21 protein-coding genes are annotated in these 24077 nt (G+C 59.8%); 3 read left to right on the top strand and 18 right to left on the bottom strand.

From position 1 onward, the window contains the following. Positions 1–27: 27 nt before the first annotated feature. Both PV407_RS25130 and PV407_RS25125 read left to right on the top strand, forming a co-directional pair. A complete protein-coding gene (locus PV407_RS25130) occupies positions 28–4551 on the top strand; it encodes a CBM96 family carbohydrate-binding protein (RefSeq protein WP_332092760.1) in 4524 nt (1507 codons plus the stop codon). A 341-nt stretch (positions 4552–4892) separates the two neighbouring features. After that, positions 4893–6212 carry an ABC transporter substrate-binding protein gene (locus PV407_RS25125; protein WP_332092759.1) on the top strand — a complete coding sequence of 440 codons (1320 nt, stop codon included), beginning with the start codon at positions 4893–4895 and terminating at the stop codon, positions 6210–6212. A 97-nt stretch (positions 6213–6309) separates the two neighbouring features. Here PV407_RS25125 and PV407_RS25120 read toward each other — a convergent pair whose 3' ends face one another. The 10 genes from PV407_RS25120 to PV407_RS25075 form a co-directional block, all read right to left on the bottom strand. Next, on the bottom strand, positions 6310–6642 hold the full coding sequence (locus tag PV407_RS25120) for a hypothetical protein (RefSeq protein WP_332092758.1): 333 nt from the start codon (positions 6640–6642) through the stop codon (positions 6310–6312). Between the two features lie 15 nt (positions 6643–6657). After that, positions 6658–7287, bottom strand: coding sequence for a hypothetical protein (locus tag PV407_RS25115; RefSeq protein WP_332092757.1), 630 nt, complete (start codon positions 7285–7287; stop codon positions 6658–6660). Positions 7288–7304: 17 nt separating this feature from the next. Beyond that, entirely contained in the window at positions 7305–8000 is a 696-nt protein-coding gene (locus PV407_RS25110) for an MgtC/SapB family protein (protein WP_332092756.1), read from the bottom strand. A gap of 145 nt (positions 8001–8145) precedes the next feature. Then, positions 8146–9843 (bottom strand): alpha/beta hydrolase family protein, encoded by a 1698-nt coding sequence (locus PV407_RS25105; protein ID WP_332092755.1) that lies wholly within the window; start codon positions 9841–9843, stop codon positions 8146–8148. Positions 9844–9973: 130 nt separating this feature from the next. Next, positions 9974–11416 carry an Asp-tRNA(Asn)/Glu-tRNA(Gln) amidotransferase subunit GatB gene (gatB, locus tag PV407_RS25100; protein WP_332092754.1) on the bottom strand — a complete coding sequence of 481 codons (1443 nt, stop codon included), beginning with the start codon at positions 11414–11416 and terminating at the stop codon, positions 9974–9976. 18 nt (positions 11417–11434) lie between these two features. Further along, a complete protein-coding gene (gatA, locus tag PV407_RS25095) occupies positions 11435–12892 on the bottom strand; it encodes an Asp-tRNA(Asn)/Glu-tRNA(Gln) amidotransferase subunit GatA (RefSeq protein WP_332092753.1) in 1458 nt (485 codons plus the stop codon). Between the two features lie 134 nt (positions 12893–13026). Further along, positions 13027–13314, bottom strand: coding sequence for an Asp-tRNA(Asn)/Glu-tRNA(Gln) amidotransferase subunit GatC (gene gatC, locus PV407_RS25090; RefSeq protein ID WP_332092752.1), 288 nt, complete (start codon positions 13312–13314; stop codon positions 13027–13029). A 494-nt stretch (positions 13315–13808) separates the two neighbouring features. Then, positions 13809–14774: an aldolase catalytic domain-containing protein gene (locus PV407_RS25085; protein WP_332092751.1), complete on the bottom strand. Its 966-nt coding sequence runs from the start codon at positions 14772–14774 to the stop codon at positions 13809–13811. A 243-nt stretch (positions 14775–15017) separates the two neighbouring features. Further along, positions 15018–15398, bottom strand: a complete 381-nt coding sequence (locus tag PV407_RS25080) for an ATPase (RefSeq protein ID WP_332092750.1) — start codon at positions 15396–15398, stop codon at positions 15018–15020. Between the two features lie 357 nt (positions 15399–15755). Further along, positions 15756–16961: a M24 family metallopeptidase gene (locus PV407_RS25075; protein ID WP_332092749.1), complete on the bottom strand. Its 1206-nt coding sequence runs from the start codon at positions 16959–16961 to the stop codon at positions 15756–15758. 147 nt (positions 16962–17108) lie between these two features. Between PV407_RS25075 and PV407_RS25070 the strand changes: the two genes are divergently transcribed. Beyond that, complete coding sequence (locus PV407_RS25070; protein WP_332092748.1) at positions 17109–17951, top strand: SMP-30/gluconolactonase/LRE family protein; 843 nt, start codon at positions 17109–17111, stop codon at positions 17949–17951. A gap of 292 nt (positions 17952–18243) precedes the next feature. On the opposite strand, the gene PV407_RS25065 is transcribed toward PV407_RS25070, so the two are convergent. The 8 genes from PV407_RS25065 to PV407_RS25030 all read right to left on the bottom strand — a co-directional run bounded on the left by PV407_RS25065 (position 18244) and on the right by PV407_RS25030 (position 24070). After that, positions 18244–18726: a hypothetical protein gene (locus PV407_RS25065; protein ID WP_332092747.1), complete on the bottom strand. Its 483-nt coding sequence runs from the start codon at positions 18724–18726 to the stop codon at positions 18244–18246. Positions 18727–18744: 18 nt separating this feature from the next. Further along, entirely contained in the window at positions 18745–19170 is a 426-nt protein-coding gene (locus PV407_RS25060; protein ID WP_332092746.1) for a hypothetical protein, read from the bottom strand. A gap of 15 nt (positions 19171–19185) precedes the next feature. Next, the gene (locus tag PV407_RS25055; RefSeq protein ID WP_332092745.1) at positions 19186–19332 is read right to left on the bottom strand and encodes a hypothetical protein; all 147 of its coding nucleotides are present in this window, start codon (positions 19330–19332) and stop codon (positions 19186–19188) included. Positions 19333–19353: 21 nt separating this feature from the next. Next, positions 19354–19509, bottom strand: coding sequence for a hypothetical protein (locus PV407_RS25050; RefSeq protein WP_332092744.1), 156 nt, complete (start codon positions 19507–19509; stop codon positions 19354–19356). A gap of 62 nt (positions 19510–19571) precedes the next feature. Continuing rightward, positions 19572–20483, bottom strand: coding sequence for a hypothetical protein (locus PV407_RS25045; RefSeq protein WP_442951705.1), 912 nt, complete (start codon positions 20481–20483; stop codon positions 19572–19574). Between the two features lie 4 nt (positions 20484–20487). Beyond that, complete coding sequence (locus PV407_RS25040; RefSeq protein WP_332092743.1) at positions 20488–21426, bottom strand: type II secretion system F family protein; 939 nt, start codon at positions 21424–21426, stop codon at positions 20488–20490. Then, positions 21420–22826 carry an ATPase, T2SS/T4P/T4SS family gene (locus PV407_RS25035; protein WP_332092742.1) on the bottom strand — a complete coding sequence of 469 codons (1407 nt, stop codon included), beginning with the start codon at positions 22824–22826 and terminating at the stop codon, positions 21420–21422. The genes PV407_RS25040 and PV407_RS25035 overlap by 7 nt, the downstream gene beginning before the upstream one ends. Further along, a complete protein-coding gene (locus PV407_RS25030) occupies positions 22814–24070 on the bottom strand; it encodes an AAA family ATPase (protein ID WP_332092741.1) in 1257 nt (418 codons plus the stop codon). The genes PV407_RS25035 and PV407_RS25030 overlap by 13 nt, the downstream gene beginning before the upstream one ends. Positions 24071–24077 lie beyond the last annotated feature (7 nt).

Raw genomic sequence — 24077 nt, 5'->3', positions numbered from 1 at the left:
GATCCCTAATAAAGGAGAGTGTCCCCGGTGAATGCATTCGCGACATTCATGCGCGGCGCGCGCAGCCCGTTTCAACGCATCGTGGCATCGCTTTTGATCGTCTGCCTGACGTTCGGCTTCCTCCCTCTCGCTTCCCCTCATGCGGAAGCGGAGACGGGGCCTTCGGAAGGGGCGAACCTGCTCGTCAACGGCGGATTCGAATCGCTCGCCGCAAACGGTCAGCCGACCGGCTGGAACCGATGGATCGCCAGCGGAACGCCGCAATACGATTCCGACGCCGCCGTATTTAAGGAAGGAGCCCGCTCCCTGCGCATCCGCGCCGACGCGCCGGCGCGCAGCAGCACGACGCAAACGCATAACGTCGAAGCGGGCAAATCGTACAAGCTTAGCGTCTGGGTCAAGATGGACAATATCGTATCAACCGACAGAGGCGTCGTGCTGCGTTATCAATTTTTCAACGCGAGCGGTCAGAAGGTGGGAACCGATTCTTTCGCCGGCGCGCGAAAAGGAACGAGCGATTGGGGGCAAATCGTGCAGCGCGTGACCGTTCCGGACGGAGCGGTGAGATTATTGTTCGAGCTGTTCATCTGGAATGCGACCGGCACCGTCTGGTTCGACGACGCCAAGCTGAGCAAGGAGGTGAACGTGACGGATCTGATTGCGGCGCAGCATCCGCGCCTGCTGGCAACGGCTTCGGACTTCGCCGCCCTGCAGGGGCGCATCGCCACGGACCCCCGTCTGTCCCGATGGTTCGCCCTGCTAACGACGAAAGCCGACAAAATATTGACCGAACCGCCCTCCGTCTACGAAATACCGGACGGACTGCGGCTGCTCGCCGTCAGCCGCAAAGTGCTGGAGCGAACGTACGCGCTGGCGATGCAGTACCGGCTAACGGCTGACAGCCGATACGCGGAGCGCGCCTGGACGGAGCTGCAGGCGGCCGGCAATTTTCCGGACTGGAACCCGCGCCATTTTCTCGACACGGCCGAGATGACCCACGCCTTCGCGATCGGGTACGACTGGCTGTACGATTATTGGACGGCGGAACGAAAAACGTTTTTGCGCGAGGCGATCGTGAACAAAGGGTTCGTTCCCGCGTTGGCCGGCTACAACCGCCCCGACTTCTGGGTGAATACGACGAACAACTGGAATTTCGTCGTGAACGGCGGAATCGGCATGGGCGCGCTCGCTTTGGGCGACGAGCCGGCCGTAAAGCCGATGGCGGAAGATTTGCTCCAGCGCGGCTTCGCCTCCCTGCCGAAGGCGCTGCCCCAGTGGGCGCCCGACGGCGGCTGGTACGAAGGCCCGGGCTACTGGCAATATTCGATCCAATATATCGGCGTCTATTTCAAGGCGCTGCAGACGGCGGTCGGCACCGACTTCGGCTTGTCGGCCAGCTCCGGGCTGCCGAACAACGGCGATTTCCCGATTTTTACGACCGGACCGTTCAATCAAACGTTCAACTTCGCCGACGCCGGCTCGGGCGTTCCGAATTCGCCTTCGCTGTACTGGTTCGGGGAGCAGTTCGGCAAGCCCGAATACGGCTGGTGGCAGACGCAGCGAGTCGATGCGAATCCGTCGCCGCTCGATCTGCTCTGGTACGTCCCGAACGGCTATGCCGGCCCTCGCGGCGCGCAGGTCCCGTTCGACAAATATTTCCGCGGCGTCGAAGCGGTCACGTTCCGCAGCGCCTGGGAAGATCCGAACGCGCTGTTCGTCGGCTTCAAAGGGGCGAGCAAGCAAAAAAACCATCATAATCTCGACGCCGGAACGTTCGTCTTCGACGCGCTGGGCGTCCGCTGGGCGCAGGAGCTCGGCGCCGACAACTACAATTTGCCCGGTTATTTCGGGGCGCAGCGGTGGGACTACTACCGGATGCGCGCGGAGGGGCAAAACGTGCTCGTCATCAACCCGGGTACCGGACCGGAGCAGGACGAAACGAAAGAAATCCAAATGAGCCGGGTCGAGTCGTCGCCGCAGGACGCGCTGGCGATCGCCGACTTGACGGAAGCCTACGCGAAAGACGCAATCAAGGCGGAACGCGGCATCCGCCTGTTCGACAACCGCCGCACGATGGTCGTCCAGGACGAAGTGTACGCGAAGGCGCCGTCCGACGTCTGGTGGTTTATGCATACGTCCGCCGATGTGGAGGAAATTTCTCCGGACGGCGCCACGGCGATATTGGCGAAAAACGGAAAGCGGCTCTGGGCGCGCATTTTATCCCCGTCGCAGGCGAAATTTTCGGTGATGGACGCCGCGCCGCTGCCGACTTCGCCGAATCCGGGCGGGCAAAACCCGAATGCCGGCATCCGCAAGCTGGCGATTCAGCTCGAAGACGTGCAAAACCTGCGGCTGTCGGTGCTGTTCGTCCCGCTGCGCGACGGGGAAACGCCGCCCGCATCGGTTCCCGCGGTTCAGCCTTTGGCTGAGTGGCGGCTCGCATCGGCCAACCCGCCTTTGCTCGGCGGCATTTCGCTCGGAGGCAGTCCGCTCGTCGGGTTTGACGCCAAAACGTTCACCTACGATTACGCGCTCCCGGCCGGCACCGCGACGCCGCCGTTCGTCTCGGCCGTACCCGCCGATCCGAACGCGGAGGTGACGATCGAGCAGGCGACGGCATTGCCGGGCACGGCGCGGATTCGCGTCTCGCTTCCCGGCGGCGGAGAAACCCGCTACGCGGTCCATTTTCCGGGACCGGCCCGGGCGGGTCAGGCCGGGCTGCCGATCGCGACCGTGACGGCTAGCGGAGACGACGGCAACATCCCGGCCAATACGCTCGACGACGATTTGTCGACCCGGTGGTCGGCGCTCGGGGACGGACAGTGGATCCAATACGATCTCGGCTCGGTCCGAACGGTCCGCAGCGTCTCGCTCGCCTGGTACCGCGGACAGGAGCGAACCGCTTCGTTCGATATCGAACTGTCGAACGACGGCAGCTCGTGGACGAACGTCTTTTCCGGCAGCAGCTCCGGACTGTCGGACGAACTGGAAAATTACGATATCGGGGAACGGTCGGCGCGATACGTCAAAATCGTCGGCCACGGCAACTCGCAAAGCATGTTCAACAGCATTACGGAAACGCGCGTTTACGATCGGGTCGTTCCCGAACAAAACAAGCAGCCGGTGCTGAAAAGCGTCTCGCTCGCCGCGGATGCGACCGGGCTGAAAGTGAGCCAGTCGACGCAGCTTCGGCTCTCCGGTACGATGAGCTCGGGCGAGCCGGTCGATATGAGCGCGGCGAACGTCCATTATTTCTCGACCGATCCGAATGTCGCCACGGTAACCGAAACCGGCCTCGTTACGGCGCTGAAGGAAGGCGCCGTCAAAATCGCGGCGGCCGTCCGGCTGAACGGATATCTCAAATTTGCCGTCATCGGCATCGAAGTCGTCGACCCGTTCAGCGCCAAGCTGCTGCCGACCCACGATACGTTCGCGCGCGACGGCGATTACGCGGCGGACAATTACGGCGGCACCGGTACGTTTATGGTCAAAAACAGCAGCGGAGGGTTCCATCGGCAGTCGTTCCTGCAGTTCGACCTGAGCCGCATCGCCGGCGAGGTTACGTCCGCTTCCCTTTACTTGTACGGCTCGACGAACGACTCGGGGGGCACGAACGTGGACAATACGGTGCATGCCGTCGCGGACGACGGCTGGACGGAAAAAGGGCTGACGTGGAACAACAAGCCGGCTTACCAGGAGCCCCTTGCGACGCTCAACGTCGGCAATCCGGCGGCCTGGTATAAGTTCGACGTTACGCCTTACATTACGGCCCAGCTGGCCGGGGACAAAATCGCCAGCATGGCCGTCGTTCAAAACGTGACGCCGGGTCTCGCCTCTTCGTTCAATTCCAAAGAAAATTCTGTCAACAAGCCGTATTTGGAAATCAAGCTGGCGGACCGGAACCCGCCGTCGCTCAGCGTCACCGGGGTTACGTACGATCACGGGTACGCGCTTTCGGCCACTCCCGCAATAACCGCCTCCGATGCGGAAAGCGGAGTGAAATCGGTGACGACGCTGCTCGACGGGCAGCCGTACGTTTCCGGCACGGCCGTTACGGCGCTCGGCATCCATACGTTAAACGCCGCGGCGATCGACTATGCGGGCAACCAAACGGCGCAAACGGTCGCGTTCGCCGTCTACGATCCGACGAAAGGTCCGGCGGCGGCGGCGGGCTGGTTCCCGGGAACCGACTCTCTTACGGTTACGGATAGCGCGTACGGCAAAATCCATCTGGTCGCCAAGCTGGGCTACGACCGGTTCGGCCAGCCGGAAGGCAGGCTCAGCCTGCATATGCAATCGCAGTCCGGCGGAGGCGGACTGAAGCTCGAGCTGCAAACGATCGGGATGCTCGTTATCGATTCGTCGGCCCTGCACGTACAAGGGACGGCGCGCGGGCCGGACAATGCCGAGTATGTCGTCCGGCTGTCGCTGCGGCAGCCGTCCGCGAATACGCCGGCTCTCGCGTCGCTCACCGTATCGCGGGCGGGAACGTCCGGTCCGATCGTGCGGCAGATCGACCGTCCGCTGACGGGGAACGTCAAGTTTCATTAACTCGCTCGCGCAGCGAAAGCAGCCTGCGGCGGCGCCCTTTCCGGGCGTCGCGCGGGCTGCTTTTCGTCGTACCGGGCTCGGCCGGATCCTGTTTAATCGCTGCAAAAAAATATTTCTTAATCTTTAAGAAAAGTACTGTTCCTTTCCCCGATTATCCCATACAATAGTGGTAATGAATGCCAACGGCCTTCGGCCGGCACGTCCCGACAAAAAGAGGTGATGCACGAAGACGAACGACGATTGCGCCTTTTTCAACAATGCGACGACTGCATAGGATGTCTCCTGACGTTTTGTAAGCGATTGCATAACAGCTTTTGTAACCAAACAAGGAGGGTGTACGATTGACTAAACGAATAACGGTCTCGCTGCTGCTTGTCCCTATGCTGCTGTTGTCCGCATGTGCCGCCGGAAATCCCGGCCCCGCCGCCGAAAGCGATACCCCTCCCCCGAGCAAAAAGGAACCGGCCCAGCTGAGCGTCTATTTTCCGTATCCCGCAGACTGGCCCGAGGAAGAGTTCATGAAAACGTTCGGTCAGCCGATCATGAAAAAGTTCCCCCACGTGACGATCAAATATATACCGGGGGGCAAAATCTCGGAGCTGCTCGCCGCGGGGCAAACAATCGACATCGTATTCGCCTCGATCGGCGCCAGCCCCGGCAGCCTGCTCGATTATAAGCTCGAAACCGACATCAGCCCCTACATCAAAACCCATAATTACGATCTGAGCCGGCTCGAGCCGACGATGGTCGATACGGCCCGACAGCTGGCGAACGGCGGCATGTACGGCCTCCCCGTGTACACGACACCCGCTTCGATCTACTACAACAAAGACATTTTCGATAAATTCGGCGTTCCTTACCCGAAGGACGGGATGACGTGGGACGACTTGTACGAGCTGACCAAAAGCTTGACCCGCACCGACAGCGGCGTCGCCTACTACGGGCTCGGATCGTCGTACGGCCACTTGGCCATGATGAACCAGCAGTCGATCCCGATCGTCTATTCCGATACGAAAAAATCGGCCTACGACACCGACTTGAGGTGGAAAACGTTCGCCGACAATTTGGTCCGGTTTTACAAGCTGCCGGGCTACGCGTCCGTCGATCCGGGCAAAATAGCCGAGCCGCACGAACGAAACCGCTTTTTCAAGGACCGGACCGTGGCGATGTTTCTCGGCATATCCGCCCTCTATACGGCGCAGGAAATCGGCAACATGAATTGGGATTTGGCGTCGTTCCCCGTTTTGAAAGAAATGCCCGACATGGGCCCGCAGGCGTATCCGACCTATTTCTACGTCACGTCGATCAGCGGGCACAAAGACCAGGCTTTCGAAGTTATCGCTTACCTCACGACCGAGGAATATCAGACGCAGCAAATGAAGGACGGCAAATTTCTCACGTCGCTGAACAATAAAGAGCTTCGCAAGGTTTTCGGCCAAAACAATCCGCTGTATGCGGGCAAAAACGTAAAAGCGCTGCAGCCGGACAAATACGCCCCGGCCGGCTCGGTCAATAAATACAACGGACCGAACAACGGCGAATTCGTGACGATCGTCCGCGACATCGTGTACAACAATAAGGACGTCAATACGGCGCTTCGCGAAGCGGCCGAACGGGTGAACAAAAAAATACAGACGGCCGAAGCCGCCGCATCGAAGTAAGCGCTTACTCAACTCGGCCATCATTGCCCATACAGCTTTGCAGCCTCCGCATCCGCCCGGATCGAACCGTGGCGGCGCGGAGGCTGCTTTTCGTACGTCACGACAGCCGTCCGTTCCTCAGCGTGCCGAGCTCCCGATGGACGTCCTCGAACCATTTGGACGGCGGCCAGCCATACTGCGAGTACGCGACGATCGCCGCCGCGACGAGCGTCGATACGATCACGCCGCCGATATCGAGCGTCGTTCGCTCGTTGCGATTCCGGTATTTGAAGTTGACCCACAACGATTCCAGCCCGAGCGCGACGAAGATGAGCGGCCACGCCTGTTCCGCGTAGCCCAAATAGTTCGTGTCCATCGTCCAGTCGACGAGAAGACCCGCGCCGCTCGCCAGCAAGATCAGCCCGGCGGTCGCTTTGCCTACACGAATCATGGCCGGCCTCCTTCCTTATTTCGGTTTCGAGGAATTTCTCAAAAAGAGCACGATGCCGATCCCGATCAAGACGAGTCCGCCGATCATCGTACCCATTTTGTCCATCAGCCTGCCGAGCCAGTCCGGCTTGGCGCTGAATACGAAAAACAGCCCTCCCGTGCCGACGAGCAGCCAACCGACAAACGGGGCGGAGCCGGGCTTGTCGGCGCCGGGGCGCTCGTCGAACGGCCGATCCGGAGAGGCGGGCGGCGCGAACGCATACCGGTTCACCTTATCGGTCAGCAGCAGCGCGTCGAATACGTTGTAAAAATAAATGATCGGCAAAAACAGCGCCAGCAGCGTGATGAGCGGAATGCTCGACATATTGATCGAGAAATGGACGATCGCGAATATATCGAGAATGATCAGCAGCATGATCATCAGCCCTTTTTGCATGAGACCGAGGTAAAAATGGCCCGTTCCCGGTATGCAGAGCGACAGCAGCACGGCGATCCATTTGCGCTTTCTCGGCACGGTCGCCGCATAACGGTCGTAGTAGCCCCAATCCGGCATGTCCGGTCTCGGCGGAGCCGGCGGCCGGTCCCCGCCGTCCGTTTGCGCGCCGTACGCGCCGCCGTCCTTCGGCTTTTGCCGCGAATCTTCCATCGCCTTCCCCTCCTTCCTCATTCGATCGATAGGTTCGTCACGCCGTCAAGCGCGCGCAGCTCATCCGCCGCCGACAGAAGCAGTTCCGGCTTGGCCAGCCGGACCGACAATTGGATGCGGATCCGGTCCCCGCCGTCTTCGCGATGCAGCTGCTCGATCGCGACCTTGCGGATTTCCGCGCCTTTGTCCGCCATCGCCGACGTGATCGCCGCGAGACTTCCCGGACGGTCGGGCATTTCGATTTGAACGGTGCGCGTCCGCTTTCCGCCGAGCCACCGTTTCTCCACTTTATTTAAAATCCATAGACTGAGCAATACGAACAGCGTCGTCAGTACGGCCGGATAATAAAACCCGGCTCCCGTCGCCAAACCGATCGCGGCCACGACCCAGAGCGACGCCGCCGTCGTCAGGCCGGAAATCGAGCTTCCGTTGAAAATGATCGTGCCCGCTCCCAAAAAGCCGATGCCGGTAATCACCTGCGCCGCCAAACGCGCCGGGTCGAGACGAACGTTCGCCTCGTTGGCGAACGCGCCGAAGCCGTACATGGACAACAGCATAATGAGCGCGGCGCCCAGGCAGACGAGAATGTGCGTACGGAATCCGGCCGGATGGTTGTTCTGCTCGCGCTCGAGCCCGACCAGGCCGCCGAACACGACCGCCAGCACGAGCCGCAGCGTCATATGAAGCTCGTTCAACTCCCACGGATTGTCCAAGTCGTCACCTCCCGGAATGCGCTTACTTGAAACGAAAATCGCCAACGGCTTAACTTCTATTGTATCACGGAACCCGAGGAAACATGATAGCGAAAATGGCGGACACCCGCGGAGGGTGTCCGGCGCTTCGGCGAACCGGATTCCGTCAGCGCTTGATCCAATTCGCCATATCGGCGATGAGCGTGTCCGGCACGTTGGCCGGAACGCCGTATTCGGCTCCCGTCGATTCGCCTTCGAATTCGACGAGCGTATGGTTCAGCTTGGGATAAAGCTTGTATTGGACGTCGTTTCGCTCGGACAGCGACGATTTCCAGCCGTCCAGGTTGTCCGGAAATACTTGGACGTCGTTGCCTCCCTGCACGATTAGGAGCGGCACGTTTTGACGCTTGGCCTCTTCCCCGGCGCGCAGGCCGCGAATGTCGAGCCACCAGGCCGTATTGCCGAGCATAAAGCCTTGAGGCGGGTTGGCCGGCGAATACTGCGGATCTTTGATCAGCTTGAACTGCTCCTCGTACAGCGCGGCTTGCCGTTCGAGCGCCTCCGTCGGGAGCCCGGCTTTGCGCGCCAGCCCGAGCTGGAACTTCAGCTGCTCGACGAGCAAATCTTCGAGCGGCCGGGACGGCCCCGCCAGCACGATAGCGCCGGCGATCCCGTTCGGTCCGGCGGCGTCGACGATGCGCGGAACGAGCATCCCGCCTTGGCTGTGACCGGCCGCGTAAATGCGCTGCGGATCGATCCGATCCGTATGGCGCAGCAGCTCGATCGCCCGCACGGCGTCGTCGACCGTTTCCTCCCGCACCGTAAACGATTCGCGGCCGAGCTGGGATTTGAGCGGGTGCTCGCGCGTCGCTTTCTCGTAACGGAGTACGGCAATGCCCTGCGCCGCCAGTCCGACCGCGATATCGCGGAACGGCTTCACCGCGCCGATCGACTCGTCGCGGTCGTTCGGGCCGGAGCCGTGCACGAGCACGACCGCCGGAAACGGCCCGTCGCCCGCCGGCATCGTAAGCGTGCCCGGCAGCGCAAACGGCCCTTGGCCGATGACGACGTCCTTCTCGCTGTATGTCGCCGGGTCGTCATAGGCCGGCTTCTCGTAAGCCGCGGCCGCGGCCGAAACGGCGGGCGACGCGAACAGATCGTCGACGAGACCGTACGTATCGAAGCGGACGGTCATTTCGAAGGCGCCCGCCTCCGTTTTATACAACGCCGCCGCGTTATGATGAACCGGATTGGAGCTGGCGGAAATCGACAGCTGCGGGCCGAGAGGGCCGTACGTTTGCGTCAGGTTCGCCCAATATTGGAGGAGCAGCGGTTCCGGCATCAGCGATTGCAGCGTTTCGTTCATATAGCTTCTCGCCTTCGCCACATCGCCGCCGTTCCAGGCCGCGATAAACGCGCTGGCGAGCAGCGGATAATCGTCTTCGGCTATCGCGATCGCGTTCGCCTGCGCGTCCCATCCGGCCCGGACCCCGAACGCCTCGTTCAATGCGCCGAGCGGGACGACCGTTTTCTCGTTGTCGAGCCGGACCGGCGTATCCAGCGCCATCGGCTTCCCGTTTACGGTTAGGCTCGACTCGCCGATCGTGGCTGAAACGACGGTCTTCCCGCGAACGGCGGTCGCCGTTTTGTCGGTGTCGTTCCAGCCGACCTGCGCGCCGATCGACTCGGCGAAGCCGCGCAGCGGCACCGGCTCGGCCAGCGGCACACTTGCGGCTTCCGAAACGACGGCCGGCCGAGCGGGCTGCGCTGCGGCTTGCGCCGGCGCGTCGAAGGGCGGCACGATCAAGCCGAGCGCCAAGGAAAAGGCGGCCAGACGACTTAAAGTTTTAAAACGCTTTTTCATGATCCGGTTCTCCTTTGCGATGAAGTCGGATAGTCCTTCTGATAAAACAATGCGAAAGCGCGAAAAAACAGGCGGGAGGAAGCTCCTCCCGCCCTGCATGCTCCGCCGGCGCTTTCGCGCCGGTCCCGCGCTACTCCCGCTTCAACCGTTCGACGATCAGCTGATTGACGAGTCCCGGATTCGCTTTTCCTTTCGACTCTTTCATCACTTGACCGACGAGGAAGCCGATCGCCTTTTCTTTGCCCGCTTTGTAATCGGCGACCGATTGGGGGTTCGCTTCGACGACTTTGTCGACGATCGCGCCGATCGCCCCTTCGTCGCTAATTTGCACGAGCCCCTGCTCTTCGACGATTTGCCCCGGACGTTTGCCGGAGACGAGCATTTCCTTGAACACGGTTTTGGCGATTTTGCCGCTGATCGTCCCTTTCTCGATCAGGCCGATCATTTCGCCGAGCCCTTGGCCGGTAATGCGCACCGATTCGATCTCCAGGCCGTTCGTGTTCAAATAGCCGAGCAGATCGCCCATAATCCAGTTGGAAACGGCTTTGGCGTCCTTCGTAAACTGCAGGCTCTCCTCGAACAGGTCGGCGAGCTTTTTCGAAGACGTGATGACATCGGCATCGTAGGCCGGCAGCCCGAGCTGCTCCGTATATCTCGCTTTGCGCGCGTCCGGCAGCTCCGGAATCGAAGCGCGGACGCGCGCTTTCCATTCGTCGTCGATATACAGGCGGACAAGGTCCGGGTCCGGGAAATAGCGATAATCGTGCGCTTCTTCCTTGCCGCGCATCGATACCGTCTTGCCCTGCGCTTCGTCCCAGCGCCGCGTTTCCTGCACGACCTCCCCGCCCGACGAAAGCACTTCCGCCTGGCGCATTTGTTCGTACTCCAGGCCGCGCTGAACGCCGCGGAACGAGTTCATGTTTTTCAGCTCCGTCCGGGTGCCGAACTTCTCCTGTCCGTACGGACGAAGACTGATGTTGGCGTCGCAGCGCAGCGAGCCTTCCTCCATCTTCACGTCGGATACGTCGCAATATTGGATGATCGCCTTCAGCTTCTCCAAATAGGCGCGCGCCTCCTCCGGCGAACGGATGTCCGGCTCGGAGACGATTTCGAGCAGCGGCGTTCCGACCCGGTTGAAATCGACGAGCGAGGCGAAGCCGCCGTCGACGTGCGTCAGCTTGCCCGCGTCTTCCTCCAGATGGAGGCGGGTAATGCCGATCCGCTTCGTCTCCCCGTTCACTTCGATGTCGATCCAGCCGTTTTGGCCGATCGGCTGATCGTACTGGGAAATTTGGTACGCCTTCGGCGAGTCGGGATAAAAATAGTTTTTCCGGTCGAACTTGCTGTGGGTCGCGATTTCGCAATTGATCGCCATGGCCGCCTTCATCGCGAATTCGACCGCTTTCCGGTTCAGCACCGGCAGCACGCCCGGATGGCCGAGACAAACCGGGCACGTATGGGTGTTCGGCGGCGCCCCGAATTCGGTGGAGCAGCCGCAAAAAATTTTCGTGTTCGTATGGAGCTCGACATGCACTTCGAGCCCGACTACCGTTTCGTATCGCTTATCCGTCACGGGTGTATGCTCCTCCTTCTACAGCGCGGGACGCCGCTTGTGATGTTCCGTATGCTGCTCGAACGCGTGGGCCGTCCGCAGAACGGTCGCATCGTCCAGCGCCTTGCCGATAATTTGCAGCCCGACCGGCAGCCCGTCCGCCAAGCCGCACGGGACGCTGATGGCCGGAACGCCCGCCAGGTTGGCCGGAATCGTCAGGATGTCGTTCAAATACATCGTGAGCGGATCGCCGATTTGCTCGCCGATTTTGAACGCGGTCGTCGGCGCGGTCGGTCCGATGATGACGTCGTAGTTTCGGAACACGTCGTCGAAATCTTGCTTGATCAGCGTGCGCACCTTTTGCGCCTTCAAGTAATACGCGTCGTAATAGCCGGAGCTGAGCGCGTACGTGCCGAGCATGATGCGGCGCTTTACTTCGGGGCCGAAGCCTTGGCTGCGCGATTTGACGTACAGATCGAGCAGGTTGTCCGGATCGGCAGCGCGCACGCCGTATCGAACGCCGTCGAAGCGGGCCAGGTTCGAGGAAGCTTCCGACGAAGCGAGCAAATAATACGTCGCCACCGCGTATTCGGTATGCGGCATCGACACTTCCTCCCATACCGCGCCCAAACTTTCCAGCGTTTTGAGGGCGGCCGTCACCGCTTCTTTCACCTTCGGATCGACGCCTTGGCCGATATACTCTTTCGGAACCGCGATGCGCAGCCCTTTCACGTCCCCGCTCAGCGAGCCGACGTAGTCGGGGATGTTCACGTTCGCGGACGTCGAATCGTGCGGATCGTGGCCGGCGATCGCCTGCAGCACGTAGGCGGCGTCTTCGACGTTTTTCGTCAGCGGGCCGATCTGGTCGAGCGAGGAGGCGAACGCCACGAGGCCGAAGCGCGAAACGAGGCCGTACGTCGGCTTCATGCCGACCACGCCGCAGTACGCCGCCGGCTGGCGAATCGAACCGCCCGTATCCGAGCCGAGCGAGAAGTAGACTTCCCCGGCCGCGACCGATGCGGCGGAACCGCCGCTCGAGCCGCCCGGCACGTATTCCGGGTTCCACGGATTCGTCGTTACGTGGAACGCGGAGTTTTCGTTCGAGCCGCCCATCGCGAATTCGTCCATGTTCAGCTTTCCGATCGTGACGGCCTGCGCCTCTTTCAGCTTTTTGACGACGGTGGCGTCGTAGATCGGGTCGTAGTTTTCAAGAAAACGGCTGGCGCATGTCGTCGTCAGCCCTTCGGTCACGATATTGTCCTTGATGCCGGCCGGCAGGCCGAACAGCAGGCCGCGGTCGCCGCCTTTCGCGAGACGCTCGTCCAATGCGCGGGCGGACTCGCGCGCGCCTTCTTCGTCCACGCGAATAAACGCCCGCACCGAAGGCTCGACGCCTCGAATCCGATCGAGCGAATGGTCGACGAGCTCGCGGACCGACAGTTGTTTATGGGCGAGTCGGTTGTGCAGCTCCTGCAGCTTCAGGTCGAATAAAGACAAAGTAAAACCTCCTCAGGGCATTCCGGGAGGAATGCCGTCTTCGTAAGCGTAATCCGAGCTTTGTGAAGCAAAGCTGACTTCGTAAGCATAAGCAGGGCATTCCGGGAGGAATGCCGTCTTCGTAAGCGTAATCGTTACTCCAATACGGCCGGCACTTTGAACTGGCCTTCTTCTTCGTCCGGGGCGTTTTTCAGCACGCTCTCGATCGGCCACGACGGGCGAACGTCGTCTTCCCGCATGACGTTCGAAAGCGGCATCGGATGGCTCGTCGGTTCGACGCCGTCCGTGTCCAGCTCGTTCAATTTTTCCGCGTATTTCAAAATGGCGTTCAGCTGCTCCGTGAGCGGTTCCATGTCGGCTTCGCTCACCTGCAGCCGCGCCAGCTTCGCCACATGCTCGACGTCTTTCGTCGTAATGCTCATGTTCTGCACCTCCGTTTTTGCCGCAAATGTTCCACTCATTCTTCCTATTATATAGTACAACCTTGCCGGAACTCAATAAGGGAGCGGTTTGCGGGAAGCAAGGCATCGCATCGGACCGCAACGATAAGAAAGACCTGGAAAACATACCGCTAATTTTGTCGGAATCCCCGACGCAGCAGCATGTAGCGGGAAAACGGCCCGCTAATTTTGCCCGGATCGCCCTTTTCGTCCTTGCAGCGGCTGTTTATCGTGAGCTTTTCCGGTTAGTTCGAACCGATGCCCAAACGGAGTCGAAACAGCGGGAGGCTTTCCGGTTATATTTCGAATCGCCCGCAGCTTAAGGGGCGCCCCTTTTCTCTTCATCCGTACGGAACCAATCCCTGCGCGGTCCGGCCGGCGATCGGACTGCAAAAAAGCACCCGAGGCTATCGCCTGCAGGTGCTGAAATTGGTGTTTGGGTATTTGAATGCATCGAGGAGGCGAGCTTTACGGCGTTATTCTCCGCCTTTGGCCGAAATCGCGGTTTCCGGCGACGTCAGCCTGTCGTAAAACTCGGCGTACTTGTCTTTGTCTTCGCTCGCGCGAAGCGCCATCGCCACGCGGGGATGCTCGTTCAGCACGCCGGAAATCATGTACGGAATGATGTAGCCCCACTCCACTTTCTCGCGAAGCGGAATCATGCGGCGCTCGATCACTTCGAGAATCGGGCGAAGCTCGTACTTCGGATTTTTCAAAAAGCTGACGAGCAGCTCCGTGTTGCAGTTGCCCGCCGCACGGCCCATGCCGAATACGGAAGCGTCCAAAAACGTTACGCCGAGCTCCGCGGCGGTTAGCGTGTTGGAGAAAGCGAGCTGCATATTGTTGTGCGCATGGATGCCGAGCTGCTTGTCCGGCAAGTACCGCTGGAATTTGGCCACCAGGTGCTCGATATCGCGGTGATACAAGCTTCCGAACGAGTCGACGACGTACACGACGTCGACCGGGCTGCCGGCGATTTGCTGGAACGCCTCGATCAGGTCGTGCTCCATGACGTTGGAAAGCGCCATAATGTTAAGCGACGTCTCGTAGCCGTAGCCGTGAAACTTGTTCACGAGATCGAGCGCCTTGTCCACGTCCTTCACGTAACAAGCGACGCGGATCATGTCGAGCATGCTCTCGCTGCGCGGCAAAATGTCGTTTTCGTCCACGCGGCCGATATCGACCAGCGCCGACAGCTTCGTGTCGCCTTTTTCCGGAATGACTTCCCGCAAAAACGATTCGTCCAGAAACCGCCAAGGGCCGGCTTCCGCCCCTTTGAGCAGCTTCGGCGAATTTTTGTAGCCGATTTCCATATATTCGACGCCGGCCGCGTTCAGCGAATAGTACAGATCGCGAACGAAATCGACGCTGAAATCCCAATTGTTAACAAGCCCGCCGTCGCGGATCGTGCAGTCAAGTATTTTGACGTGTGAATCGTTCATTCCCTTCATTTCCTCCCGAAAACCGTATGATGTTAATCATATCCCATAAAAAGAGAGCGTGTCAATATTTGACGAATATCGCTTTACAGCGGTAAAGCGATATAAGCGAGCCGAGCCGCTCCGCTCCTGCCGGCCCCAAACGCGCAAAGGCGCTCCTCGCAAGGGGCGCCTTCACGCATCGGGCTGTGGGCTTGAAACGGGGCGCCGCCGAACCGTTGTTCGGCTAAGCCGGCCGCGCTTTCGTCAAATCCACGCCTTCAAGTTGATTTGTCGAATGAAGTCTTGCTGGGACTGCACTTCCTTGGCGCCGTCCGAGCTCGCTTCTTCCGCGTTTTCCCCGTTCACGATTTTGCGGAACAGCTCCTCGTTTTTCGTCGCCAGCGCGTAATCGATCAGCGCTTCCCGTTCGATCCGGTCCACTTCCTGCTGAAGCAGCGTTTCCTCCAGCTCGATGTCTTCGGCCGGAACGAACATGTTTTTGTTGATTTTCGGTATGCGGACGACGTAATCGAAAGCGTTATCCGCATTGCGGTCGTAAGCGATAATATATCCATAATCCCCGATCGGAAGATTTTGCTCGAAGCTGTCGGACACGATGATCACCTTTTGACCGAGACGCAGCATAGTCGGTTCCTCCCCCCCGTTTTGCCGGCCGGGCAAAACGTTTATACGAACAACGATGGTAGTCTATCGACGGCATAATGCTAGTTTCGTATGTTTGGATATATCGTATCAAATTCGGGCGGCAAAGTGAAGTCGCGAAAAGCTCGCTTTCCCGGCAATGAAACGGACAAATCGCCGAAGAACCGCGAGCCGGATCGGCCGGTTGCGCAAAACCGGGATCGCTCCCGCTTAACCGCCGCTTCTACTCCTAACTATAGTATAATCCGCTCCGCTCTAATATAGACCCTTCCCCCGCATTTCGACCGCCGCTTGGGTGAAACGAAAAATCCGCGCTTGACGCGCGACGGCGGCACGGCGTTACGCTCGGCTTCCGGGCGCCGCGGCGATTCCTTCGCGCGATACCGTCAGCTTCTCGAAGCCGGATTCCGTGATCGCGTACGTATTTTCGATGCCGACGACCCCGCGTCCCGGAAACGTAAACTTCGGCTCGATCGCGATGACCATTCCGGCCTCGAGCGGATAACGGAACCCTTTGGCCAATACGGGCAGCTCGTCGATTTCAAGCCCGATGCCGTGACCCAAAAATTTCACCTGATCGCCGCCGAAGCCCATAAAATGATCGCCGAGACCCGCTTCGCGCACCTGCTCGAGCGCCGCCGCGTACAGCTCCTCGCAAATCGTGCCGGGCTTCAGCCGCGACTCCGTTTCGCGCAGCACGCGCTCGGCAAGCTCGTACGCCTGCCGCAAGTCGGCCGGCAGCTCGCCGATGACCGCCGTCCGGGTTTGGTCGATTACGTAGCCCTCGACGCAGCAGCCGATGTCGATCAAAATCGGCTCGTTCTCGCCGATCGGCCGGCGCCCCGAGCTTTGCGGACTGGCCGGGCCGAGCCCTTGCCCTCCCGCCGGACCGTCGAAATAAGTCGGCATCGCCGCCGCCTCTCCCGCACCGACCATACCCGTAATGATCTCCTGATTGTATCCGCGAACCCGCATCAGGCCCATATGTCCTTGCTTGCGAATAACCGACTCGACGATCGCCATCAGCTCGACTTCCGGCATACCGGGCCGCAGCGATTGGACGGCCGTTTCGTAGGCGATATCGACGATGCGGGCCGACTCGCGAATGGCGGCGATTTCGAGCGGCGACTTGATCATCCGGATTTCGCGGATGAGCGTCGAGCCGTCCACCCATTTCACGCCCGGCAGCGCGCCTTCCAGCCGCTGAAACTGCTGGACCGGCAGCACGTCGTACTCGGCGGCCGCGATCGGCGCTTCCCCGCCCGGCTTCCGGAATACGTGCGGAAGCGCCTCCGCCAAACGGGCGCCGAAGCCGCGCATCGAGCCGAGCTCGACTACGGTGACGTCGGCTTCCCAGGCGGCGCGGGCGACGCTTCGTCTGACGTAAAAAATCGCCTCGCCTTCCGCGGGGACGAACAAATACCCGGTTTGCATCGAGCCGACGAAATAGTACAAATCGACATTTTGGGTGATGACGCAAACGTCGATTCCCGTTTCCTTCATTTTATATTGCAGCCGTTGCCGGCGGGCGCTCCGTTCATCCATCGTACGATCAGTCCTCCTCTTTCCAACTATTATACACGATTCGCCGCTCGGAGGAGAAAAGAGGAAGACGGGCCGCCGGGGCGAATAACGTATACGAACATCCTTTTCGGAAACGAAGTCGAAAACAGAAGGAGGAGCGGCACCGCCATGGACCATCCCTTATATGAAAGCGTAGCGTTTACGGCGCGCGGCGTGTTTACGTCCGGCATCGAAGGACCGGCCTGCGACCGGGACGGCAACGTGTATGCGGTCAATTTCGAACGGCAGGGCACGATCGGGCGGATTACCCCGGAAGGAGCCGGCAGCGTATTCGTCGAGCTGCCGAACGGCAGCGTCGGCAACGGCATCCGCTTTAACCGGGCCGGAGACATGCTCGTCGCCGACTATACGAACCATAATATTTTGAAGGTCGATATGCGGACGAGAGCGATATCCGTATTCGCCCACGAGCCGACGATGAATCAGCCGAACGATATCGCGATCGCCGACGACGATACGATTTTCGCCAGCGATCCGAACTGGAAGGAGTCGACCGGCAACCTATGGCGGATCGGCGCGGACGGAACCGTTCTGCAGTTGGAAAGCGGCATGGGCACGACGAACGGCATCGAAGTCAGCCCGGACAACCGTACGCTGTACGTAAACGAATCCGTCCAACGCCGCGTCTGGGCGTACGACTTGCTGCCGGACCAAACGATCCGGAACAAGCGGCTGCTGATCGAATTTCCGGATTTCGGCATGGACGGCATGCGCTGCGACGCGGACGGCAATTTGTACATCACCCGCTTCGGCAAAGGAACGGTCGCCAAAGTGTCGCCGGCGGGCGAGCTGCTGCTGGAAGTCCGGCTGCACGGCACGAACTGCACGAATTTGACGTTCGGCGGACCGGACGGCCGGACGTGCTACGTGACGCTCGCCGATACCGGCGGCGTGGAGCGCTTTCGGGTCGACATTCCCGGCCGGGAATGGGTGATGGGGCAGGGAAAATAAGAACAGCTTCCGAATCGAATTCTTTCGATGATGTACATCCGTGTTTTAGCGGTAGCCGATGAAAAAGACGCTTCCATTTCCGCTTTGCGGATTGGAGGCGTCTTTTTACTTGGTTTGGGGCTGATTCAATACTCGAACCCACGTGGATGTCGCATTTGTGTACGGACTCCTTTGGCCGAAACGCGTCAATGCGCCGGCTTGCGCAATTGCGCGATTTTTCCTCCGGGTAACCGGTCGCCTTGAAAATGACGTCGCCGGAAAGCATGAACGCAGTCTCGTTCGCAGCGGCCGATCAATAATACAGCTCCGCGGTCCCTTTGATGTTCCACGCGATCGGTCCCAGGACGGCGAACGTACGCGGGTAGACGAGACGGACGATCAGCACGACGCCCGGCTTGTCCAGCGTAACCGTATAGTTGTAGCTCGCATTCGAGTACGTGTACGGAAAAACGCGGTCGTCGTTGACGATTTCCAGCTCGAGCACCTCCGCCCGACTGCGCCAAAACGTACCGGGGAGCGGTTCGTTCGCGGCATCGAGCCGCAAATTCCGCTGCAAATACTGCATCGCCGCATTTCGGGCGGATTCCGGGTCGATCGAAACGATGCCCTCCTTCAGCTTTTGCTTGTCGATTTGCTGCGCCGCCGCATGAGCCGCCCGATTGACCGCATGCTTCCCTTGAAACAGCGCCTGCAGCGCCACCTCCTCGTCGGCCTGCAGCGCATGAAGCACCATGACGAATCCGATCAGCAGCATAAGCATGAGCAGCTTGTACAAGCGCGCAGCCCCCCTTCGTTACGGCACGTATTCGCTCATTTTCAAGCCCGAGGCGCCCATCCGGCTGTTTGCCGCCGGAACCGGGATCCCGATCAGCCGGTCGATATTGAACATCCCGTCGTACGGGTACGTGATCGTCAGCTCGATGCCGGTCCCCCGATGCACCGGCGCCGCCGGATCGGTCGCGCTTGCGCCGTTCGTCGAAGAAACGAAATACTCCAGCCTCTCGCTTTGAAATCCGTGCAGGCGAAGCCTTTGCCGAGACGCTTCGATCGCCGCCCCGTCCACGAAGCCGTGGGAGGCGTTCGCCCCGACCTCCAGCATGTAGTCGACTTCCTTTTGCAGCATCGCCTGCCGGAACACGATAATATGTTTGTACGTCGGCATAAACATCGCCCAGCAAAGCATGCCGGCAAATAAAACGAACACCAAAATTTGCTTCATTCGCTGCGTACCCCGTTACGGATTGATCGATTGGATCGTCCCGTTCATGCTGCCGCCGATCGAGCGGACGTTTTGCTCCATGCCGCCGCTCCCCCCGATCGTCCCCGAATAGATGGCGATGACGACGATGACCAGCATGACCGTAATTAAAATGTGCCTCATCCAAAGCCTCCGAACATGCGATCAGGAGCCGGCTCTCAGCGCGTTAATGTCGGTATTGGCGGAATCGCCCTTCGTCTGAATGTTGGTGCGCATCCCCGTCGTTCCGTTGTTGATGATGTTCGTAAACAGAAGCGCCATCACAATCATCATCATGACCGTCATCAAAATGTTCCTCATAAGACTCTCCCCTTCTCCGCATAAAATTCCGGACCATACAAGCGTTCGCGCCGGCCGGTCGTTCAGTTCAAGGAATCGAACAGCTTTTGTCCTTCCTGTACCCAAGGATACGTGAAAATGCGAAACGTATTTAAAATCGGTACGCCGGCGATGACGAACAGCAGGTACGACGTCGTTTCTTTCCGGCTGTCCTTCGCCATGTCCAGCTTTTCTTTGTAGTCCTGAATTCGTTCGCGCAGCAGCGCATAGTAGCTGCCGTGCTCGTTCAGTCGAAGCGAATTGATCGTCTCGGCGAAGCTGTACGCCTCCTCCGTGCCGAGCCGCCGCTTGAACCGTTTGATCGCCTGTTCGGCATCCTCGTACCATTCGTTGAGCAGCAGCTGCAAGTCCGGGCGTATGTTTTGGCAAAACGGCACGCAGCGGTTCAGTTTGGCGTGCAGGCTCATTTTCGAGCCGCTGTAATACAGCAGCTGATGGCTGAGCATGTAGATTTCTTTCATCACCCGATAAGTACGGTATTTGCCGAGCGATTCGAGTATCGTCCGGTCGAATGCAAGCAGCAAAACGACGATCAAGCCGGAAACGAGCACGTAGGCCGGTTCGATCCAAGGGAGCCGCCATCCTTGCCGCATCCCCGTATAGCCGAACGCGGCCAGCCCGCAGCCGAGCGTCATGACCGCTCTTCGCAGCAGCTCGTACAGCAGCGGGTCGAAGCGCAGCCCGCTTTCCAGCAGCAGCCGCTCCTTTCCGGAAGCTTCGACGCTTTTCGCCGAAACGCCGAACGCCTTCAATACGAAAGCCGGGACCGTCCTGCGGCTTCCCAAACGTTTGAAGGCGGCGAGCGGCCAACGCTTCCTTCTTCGGGGCAACGAACGAAACGCGTACAAAATCGTCGTAAACAAAGCGGCAAACAAGGCGGAGTGGGCCAAAGCCTGCAGCCATAACAAATGCCGGGATTCGAACACCATGACCAAAACGTCACATCCTTCGTATCGATAAATAGATGCCCATCAAAACCGAAGCGAAAATGAGCAGCAGCCCGTCGAGCAGCATATTCCGGCCCGCCGGATCGACAATGTAATACAAATACGCGTTGTGCGGGTTTATTTTAAAATTGATAAATAAAAACAAGAGCAAAAACAAAATCGACGAAAAATTGGCGATCCGTATTTCCAAAAGCCGGTTTCGTTCCGCCTGGTCCGAGCGCTGCGCCCGGCGCATGTCGGTAATGAGCTCCTTCAGGCTGTCGCACAAATCGCCCCCCTCCGCCAGCCCGACGCGCAAAATGTTGACGAAATAGTCCGCCCACACATGGCCGAGGCTGAGCGCAAATACGCGCAAGCTGTGCTCCGGATCGCGGCTCGTCGCCAAATGGCGGTACAGCTGCTCGAACACGGGCTTTAAGGCGGGCTGCATCCGGTTTTCCTCCAGCGTAATTTTGAGCGCCGTCCGGATATTGCTTTGCCCCGAAACGATATAGTATTGGTAAAACAGCTCGACGGCCGGCAAAAAATCGAGTCGAGCCTTCATCTGCAAGCTGAGCAGCCTCATCCGCAGCGCCAAGTACGGAAGCAGGCCGAGCATGCCGCCCGCCGACAATACGCCCTTCGCGTTGCGGAAGCAAAAAAATCCACCGACGATGCCCGCGAGCAGCAGCAGCACGGAGACGAACAGGAACGTGCCGATGTGAAGCCGGGCTTGAATCGATTCGAGCAAATCCGCCAAATGGCGGTACAGCCAGTTGTAACGCGAGGCGAATTGCGCCACGCGATTGGCGAACGTTCCCCGCCGCACGTAGTTGAGCCGGTAGCGCGCCGCCGATCGGCGCACAACCGTTTGCAGCAGCCGATGAAAAAACAAATACGCGAGCATGAACAGCAGCAGCAAAAACGCGCTCTTTACGACCCAAATCAGCATCGCTCGACCAGTCCCATCTCGCGAAGCGTCCGGCAGCCGTCCGGATCGTGCTTCATCATGCGCATGACGGCCCGCCGCGAAAACTTCTCCGGGTAGCGCCAGACGCCGTCGGCATAATCGTAGCGGACGATGTCCCTCACCTTCACCTCCCCGTTTTCGTAGCCGTATTCGCCGATGCGCAGCAGCTTCCGCTTGCCGCCGACCAGACCCATTTCGAGACCGATTTGGGTGACATATTCGGCGATCCGTTTCGTCAAACGGGTCGGGTTCATGCCCCGTCTGTCGAGCATGCACATGTCGGCGATCGCATCCGGCGCGTCCTCGAGCGCACCGACATGGACCGACGTCATGCTCCCTTCGTGTCCTCTCGTGCACGCCCGTACGTACAAGTTGGCGTCGTCGTCGCGAATTTCGGCGTGGCAGATCCGCTTCGGCGACTGGCGCAGCGCGAGCTTGAACGCCTGATTGCCGGAATGGTGCGGATCGTCCTCGCTCACCTCGTATTCGATAATGTTCTTGTTCGGAAAATCCCGCTTCAGCATAAGCTCGTACCGCGACTCGATCGTGACGATCCGCTCGTGATCGGGCAGCTCGGCGATGAACGCCTTGATCAGATTCGTTTTCCCGGAATTCGTCGGACCGATGATCACCAGGTTGAAGCAGGAGCGGAGCAAGCAAAGCAGCACCGTCTTGATCGTCTCGTCGATCGTTTCGTAATCGGGATGGCAAAGCGTATGCAAATTGTAATACCGCATCGTATAAAACCGGATCGTCATCGTCGGCTCGGCCGTAAAGCCGAAGCCGGTCAGCGTAACGCGCGAGCCGTCCCGCAGCGACACTTCCGCCCACCGCTTGCGCGGATTGATGACCTCGTTGTTGAACAGCACGAGGTTTTGCTGAATGCGTTCCACATCCTTAATATGCCGGAATTTGTGCGGCGACGGCGCCGCCTTTCCTCCTCTCACCTCGAAAATGTCTTTGCCGACGACCTGGATTTCTTCCAGTCCGTCCCGTTCCCGCAGCAGCAGCTCGAGCACGTTCATGCCGATCACTTCGGCGAATACGGCTTCGGCCAGCGTCGCGTACCGCCGATTCGGCGGCACGATATGGTTCAGTCTGCGCTTCGCCAGCTGGTCGTTAATAATGGCGATAAACCGGACGCGCTCCTCCTCGAAGCCGAGCACCGCGCGGTTGAGCGATTCGCTGTATTGCAGCCGCTCCTCCTCCGTTTTTCCCCGGGATGCGACCAAATACGTGCGGATCTCCTCGACGCAGCGCCGGAACGCCGGATTTTCCTCCGTCGGAACGAGAGGATCGGCCGCCGGCAGCTTATTCGCTTCGCCGCGGCGCAGCATCGAGTACGCGAGCACCGAAAATTTCCGTTCCGTCAGCTCTCCCATATCGTCCGCCCCGCTTTCCCGGTTTTTACGCGCAAGCGGCCGAACAAACGGCCGAGCGGCTTGCGCTGCGACCGCAGTCGCGCTTCGATGCCGCATACCTCCGCCAGCAGAGCGGCGACGGCGTCGACATCCCGGGCGAGCGGATGCGGCCCGAGCAGCAGCTCGAGCAGCTTGCCCTGGTTGACCGCTTCCGTCAAATCGGCGTACTTGCCGACCTTGCCGATTAGCGATAGCCCGGTCTCCTTGCGAATGTCCCGCTGCCGGATGCCTGCCGAGCCGGCGCTCCTGTCGGACTGCGTCACGACGAGATCGAACGACTCGGCTTCCATGCCGACGATCGGACAAAGCCCGCGAAGCCAGCGGTCCGCATCCTCCTGAAAATGGGTCAGCTCCGGCGTCGTCACCAATATGCGGCTGTTCGCCTGAAGCAAGGCGCATATCGTAGCGGCATTGTCCCAATAGGCGTTCACTTCGACGATGCAAATGTCGAAAGCCCGTTTCGCCGCATGCAGCAAATGCTCGATATCTTCGGCCGTGAAAAACTCGGCCTGCTCCCGCAGCTGGTTGCCGAACAGCATGCGCAAGTTCGGCATCCCCTTCGCCGTTTCGCAGTACGAACGGAGCCGTTCCGGACGCAAGCTTTGCGAGCGGAGCTCCGCTCGCAAATGATCGAGGCTTCCTTCCGGCTTCTCGATGCCGATATAGCGGTGAAGCTTGGAGCTTTTCAGGTTGAGGCACAAATAAGCGACCGATCGCTCCGTCCGGCGGGCGATGCCGACAGCCGTCCCGAACGAAACGAACGTCGTGCCGATATTCGGCGTCGAGCCGACGAAAACGATCGTGCTGCTCGCGCCTTCGGCGAGATCGCCGTCTTCCCCGTAAAAACGCCGGTGCAGCGCGCCGTTGATCGCGTCTCGCGTCCGATGGGGAGGCACGTAATGAATGCCGCCGACGATGCACGCCTTGATCCACCTGCCGTTTTCGGCGGCATCGTGCCGATCCGACAGCAGCGCCGTAAGCGATGCCTTCGGGAAACGTTCCTTCAGCAGCTCCGCGCAATCGCAAAATTGCGGGAGATCGAAATACCGGTCGGACAATACGATATGATCGAATTCGGACGACGCGGGCGAATCGACGAGCGATTCCGGCGTTTGAAACAGGCGGATGTCGTCGCCGTCCCTCCTTTTGCCGGATACCCACGCATCGGCCAGCGCCTCGTCCTGCGTCACGATTGCAATCCGCATGCGGCGG

Source organism: Paenibacillus sp. GYB003, from assembly GCF_036577625.1.
GTDB lineage: Bacteria > Bacillota > Bacilli > Paenibacillales > NBRC-103111 > Paenibacillus_AB.
This window is presented reverse-complemented; position numbering and strand designations above follow the sequence as displayed.

Coding starts and splice junctions, on each gene's coding strand:
- PV407_RS25080 (WP_332092750.1), bottom strand. CDS start 15,398: ATGCTGCGTCTCGGTCAAAAGGTGATCATCGTGTCCGACAGCTTCGAG.
- PV407_RS25040 (WP_332092743.1), bottom strand. CDS start 21,426: ATGCTGATTTGGGTCGTAAAGAGCGCGTTTTTGCTGCTGCTGTTCATG.
- PV407_RS25085 (WP_332092751.1), bottom strand. CDS start 14,774: ATGAACGATTCACACGTCAAAATACTTGACTGCACGATCCGCGACGGC.
- PV407_RS25050 (WP_332092744.1), bottom strand. CDS start 19,509: ATGAGGAACATTTTGATGACGGTCATGATGATGATTGTGATGGCGCTT.
- PV407_RS25115 (WP_332092757.1), bottom strand. CDS start 7,287: ATGGAAGATTCGCGGCAAAAGCCGAAGGACGGCGGCGCGTACGGCGCG.
- PV407_RS25075 (WP_332092749.1), bottom strand. CDS start 16,961: ATGGATGAACGGAGCGCCCGCCGGCAACGGCTGCAATATAAAATGAAG.
- gatC (WP_332092752.1), bottom strand. CDS start 13,314: ATGAGCATTACGACGAAAGACGTCGAGCATGTGGCGAAGCTGGCGCGG.
- PV407_RS25030 (WP_332092741.1), bottom strand. CDS start 24,070: ATGCGGATTGCAATCGTGACGCAGGACGAGGCGCTGGCCGATGCGTGG.
- PV407_RS25035 (WP_332092742.1), bottom strand. CDS start 22,826: ATGGGAGAGCTGACGGAACGGAAATTTTCGGTGCTCGCGTACTCGATG.
- PV407_RS25070 (WP_332092748.1), top strand. CDS start 17,109: ATGGACCATCCCTTATATGAAAGCGTAGCGTTTACGGCGCGCGGCGTG.
- PV407_RS25120 (WP_332092758.1), bottom strand. CDS start 6,642: ATGATTCGTGTAGGCAAAGCGACCGCCGGGCTGATCTTGCTGGCGAGC.
- PV407_RS25060 (WP_332092746.1), bottom strand. CDS start 19,170: ATGAAGCAAATTTTGGTGTTCGTTTTATTTGCCGGCATGCTTTGCTGG.
- PV407_RS25055 (WP_332092745.1), bottom strand. CDS start 19,332: ATGAGGCACATTTTAATTACGGTCATGCTGGTCATCGTCGTCATCGCC.
- PV407_RS25105 (WP_332092755.1), bottom strand. CDS start 9,843: ATGAAAAAGCGTTTTAAAACTTTAAGTCGTCTGGCCGCCTTTTCCTTG.